Source organism: Inquilinus limosus MP06 (assembly GCF_000767795.1).
Taxonomy (GTDB): Bacteria; Pseudomonadota; Alphaproteobacteria; order DSM-16000; family Inquilinaceae; genus Inquilinus; species Inquilinus limosus_E.
This window is the reverse complement of the sequence record NZ_JANX01000625.1, coordinates 1-3507: the sequence shown is the minus strand read 5'-3', so window position 1 is coordinate 3507 and position 3507 is coordinate 1. Positions and strand designations below refer to the sequence as shown.

Below are 3507 nucleotides of genomic sequence, written 5' to 3'. Positions count from 1 at the left end.
CGCCAAGCCAGGCCGAAATGGCGCTCCAGCGCGGCCAGCGCCGTCTCCACCGCCCGCGTCCCCGGCGGCGGCAGCCGGCCGGACAGGCGGCGCAGGATCATGATGTTGTGGCCGACGCGCAGGCTGGCCAGGGCGCCGTGCAGGATCGGCCGGTCGCCGGGCGAGGCATGGTCGAGCCGCGAGAACAGGCCGTTGATGCGGTCGAACATCCGGCTCTCGAACTCGGCCTGCGACAGGCCGCTGCCCGACGCCATGCGCGCCAGGTCGGCCATGATGCCGGTGACGAAGCGCTGCGCCATCCAGCGCACGCCGAGCGGCCGGATCAGCCGGAACAGCAGCACGGCGAGCGCGATGCCGGCCAGGGTGGCGAGGGCGTTGTTGACCGCCCCGGCGAAGTCGAGCGAGGCGCGGTCGGACAGCCCCAGAAGGGTCAGGAAGTTGATGCAGAGCAGCAGCCCGGACGGCCCGATCCGCGGCGCCGGCATCAGCGTGCCGGCCGGCACCAGCACCGCGCCCAGCACCAGGGCCAGCATCGGGAAGCCGTCGACCCGGGGCAGCACCAGCGCGAAATAGATCAGGTAGATGACGCTGGCGACCGCCGCCATGCGCAGGAATTCCTTGGCCGGCAGCGCCGGCTCGTCCGCGCCGGAGAAGAAGCCGAAGACCACCACCAGGATGGTGGCCGCCGCGGCGCCGTTGGGCCAGGCGGTCAGGATCCAGAAGCCGCAGGCGACCACCAGCGCGGTGAAGGCGGTGATCCCGGCCATGATGGCGGCGGCCTGGTCGCGATGCCGGCTGATCGACGGCGCCGACCGCATGGTGCGCGGCCGGGTGCCGGCGGCGACATGGTCGCGCAGCCGCCGGCAGTCGTCGCGCAGGGTCAGCAGGTCCTGCAGCCGGTCCAGCAGGATGCGCACGATCATCGCCGTCTGGCTCTGCCGCAGCTCCTCCAGCGACGGCTGCATGGTGTCGATCAGCCGCCGGGCGGCGCCGACGCTGTCGTCGTCATCCGGCTGGTCCGGGCCTAGCGACCGGTCCATGATCCGCGCCACCGCCTCGAAGGCCGGGCGGATCGCCTGCCACCGCGCCGGGTCGCGGAAGCGCAGCAGCCGCCCGCGCTCCTGCATCGAGACCAGCACGGCCAGGAAGGTGAACAGCCGCCCCTGCAATTGGCGGATCACGTCGTTGGCCAGGCGGATGGCCCGCGTGTCGAACACGGCATGGGCGCGCAGCGTCTCCAGCGCCACCGCGTCGCCGATCAGCCGGGCACGGTCGGTCTGCGGCGCCTCCTCCGTGCCCTCGGTGCGCAGGATGCCGACCGCCCACTGGGCCGTGGCCGCCAGCAGCGCCTCGATCCGGCCCAGCAGGACCGGCCCGACCGGGCGCGGCAGGATGATGGCGCTGAGCACGCCGGCGCAGGAGATCGCCAGCAGGATCTCGACGCAGCGGTTGGTGGCGATGTCGAACACCGTGTCCGGCGCGGTGATCGCCGGGAAGCCGATGATCGCGGCGGTGTAGCCCGCCAGCAGCGGCGCATAGGCGCCGGGCGCGTCGCGCAGCATGACCGAGACGTAGATGCAGCAGCCGAACCACAGCGCGCTGGCCAGCACGAACAGCTCGCGCTCCTGCGCGAACAGGGCGATGAAGGTGACGCTGGCCAGCACGCCGATGGCGGTGCCGAGCACGCGGTAGACGCTCTTCGACAGCATCATGCCGGTCAGCGGCTGCGACACGATGTAGACGGTCAGCATCGCCGTGCCGGGCGAGGACAGGTTGGTGCGCAGGGAGATCCAGGCGGCAAGGATCGCGGCGCAGAAGGTGCGCAGCGAGAACACGCCGTCACGCCAGGTCGGCCAGTCCATTCGTTCCCCCGACGAGCCTAGCGGCCACCCTCGGCTGCGGGCCGGCCGGCGGCGATGTTGCGCTCGATCCGGTCCAGCACGCCGAGACAGAGCATCACATCCTCGTCGGAGACGCCAGCGAGCAGGCGCTCGCGCACCTCGGCCGCGACACCGCGGATGCCCTCGACCAGCGTCCGGCCGTCCCCGGTGAGGTGCACCGCCTTGGCCCGGCGGTCGCCCTCATCCTCCCGCCGCTCGATCAGCCCCTGGGTCTCGAGGGCATCGAGCAGGCGGACCAGCGACGGCCCTTCGATGCCGAGCAAATCGGCCAGGTCGCGCTGCCGCACCCCCTCGCCGATCCGGGACAGGTGGAGCAGCGGCTGCCAGGTCGCGTCGCTGAGCCCATAGCGGGCCAGCGTCTCGTCGATCTCGCGCCGCCACAGCCGGGCGACGAGGTACAGGCGGAACCCGATATTGTCCCGCGCGGTGGAAAGGGCGTCTGACATGGCGAATTTATTAGGATGCTCATTATTAGCCATGCAGCGCGATTGCCGCATGCCAGCCTTCGCCGAAAGTCGCGGGTCCGCCCGGGATCAGTGGCTGCGGCCGTCGATCGGGATCGCGGCCACGGTGGTGAGGTCGAGGCCGTCGAGGCAGCGGACATTGATCGCGACCATCTCGGTGCCGTCCGGCTTGCGGCCGCGGGCGAAGGATTCGATGCCGCAGCGCGGGCAGAACAGGTGGTGGATCACCTTCCGGTTGAACTGGTAGTCGGCCAGCCCCTCGCCGCCCGAGAGCAGGGTGAAGCGGTCGGGCGTGACGAAGGTCAGCATCAGGCCGCGCTTCTGGCAGTGCGAGCAGTTGCAGCTCATCACCTGCGCCAGGTCGGTCTCGGCCCGGTAACGCACGGCGCCGCAATGGCAGCCGCCCTCATAGGTCTTCATCTCGGGCATGGGCGTTCCTCCGGCCTTCGGATCGCCGTGAGTCACGGCGGCGTTCAGGGCGGGAGAGTCGCCCGGCCGCAGCGCCTTGTCCATGCCGCCATCAGGAAAGTCTGAGACCGTTTGGAAATGCGCTGGCGCGAGTCGGCTGGCGGTGGTTTCGAGAACCGGAGCGCAACGCACATCTGGTGCGTGAGCACCGGAAGCGGAGAAACCGCCGTCAGGCGGCCACGCCAGTAGCATTTACAAATGGTCTCAGCCCTCGCCCACCCCGTATTCCAGCGCCCCGTCCGCCAGCCAGTCCCAGAGATACTGGGCGAAGGAGCGGCGGACATAGATCCGCAGCCGCGGCGCGCCGTCCACGTCGTCGGTGCGGTGCAGGACGACGTCGGCCTGGCCGACCATGCTCTGCGCCACCGACCCGGCCGGAAAGATGCGCGGATGCAGGTCCAGCGGGCAGCCCTTGGCCAGCACGTCCAGCGCCTTCGGCCCGGCCAGGGCGATCACCGTCCAGTTGTCGGTGACGTTGGTGACCGCGGCGTGCCGGCCGGCCAGCGCGCCCTGCAGCCGGGATGCCAGATCGGCCTCGCGGTCGACGCCGCCGACCACCAGCCATTCGGTGGGGCCGAGCCACAGCGCCGCGACGCCGTCGCCCGTGGCGATGCCGGGCCGCGCCGGCAGGTCGAACCCGAGGGTTCCGGCCACGGCAGCGCCGAAGCCGGCAT

At 71.3% G+C, this 3507-nt stretch carries 4 protein-coding genes; all 4 read right to left on the bottom strand.

The features are described 5' to 3' along the window. On the bottom strand, window positions 1–1862 hold a 1862-nt coding region (locus P409_RS29720; RefSeq protein WP_034846920.1), incomplete at its 3' end, for an FUSC family protein. Window positions 1863–1879: 17 nt separating this feature from the next. Then, complete coding sequence (locus tag P409_RS29715) at window positions 1880–2347, bottom strand: MarR family winged helix-turn-helix transcriptional regulator (protein ID WP_034846918.1); 468 nt, start codon at window positions 2345–2347, stop codon at window positions 1880–1882. Window positions 2348–2434: 87 nt separating this feature from the next. Beyond that, entirely contained in the window at window positions 2435–2794 is a 360-nt protein-coding gene (locus P409_RS29710; RefSeq protein ID WP_034846922.1) for a GFA family protein, read from the bottom strand. 243 nt (window positions 2795–3037) lie between these two features. After that, on the bottom strand, window positions 3038–3507 hold a 470-nt coding region (locus tag P409_RS29705), incomplete at its 5' end, for a sarcosine oxidase subunit gamma (protein WP_034846917.1).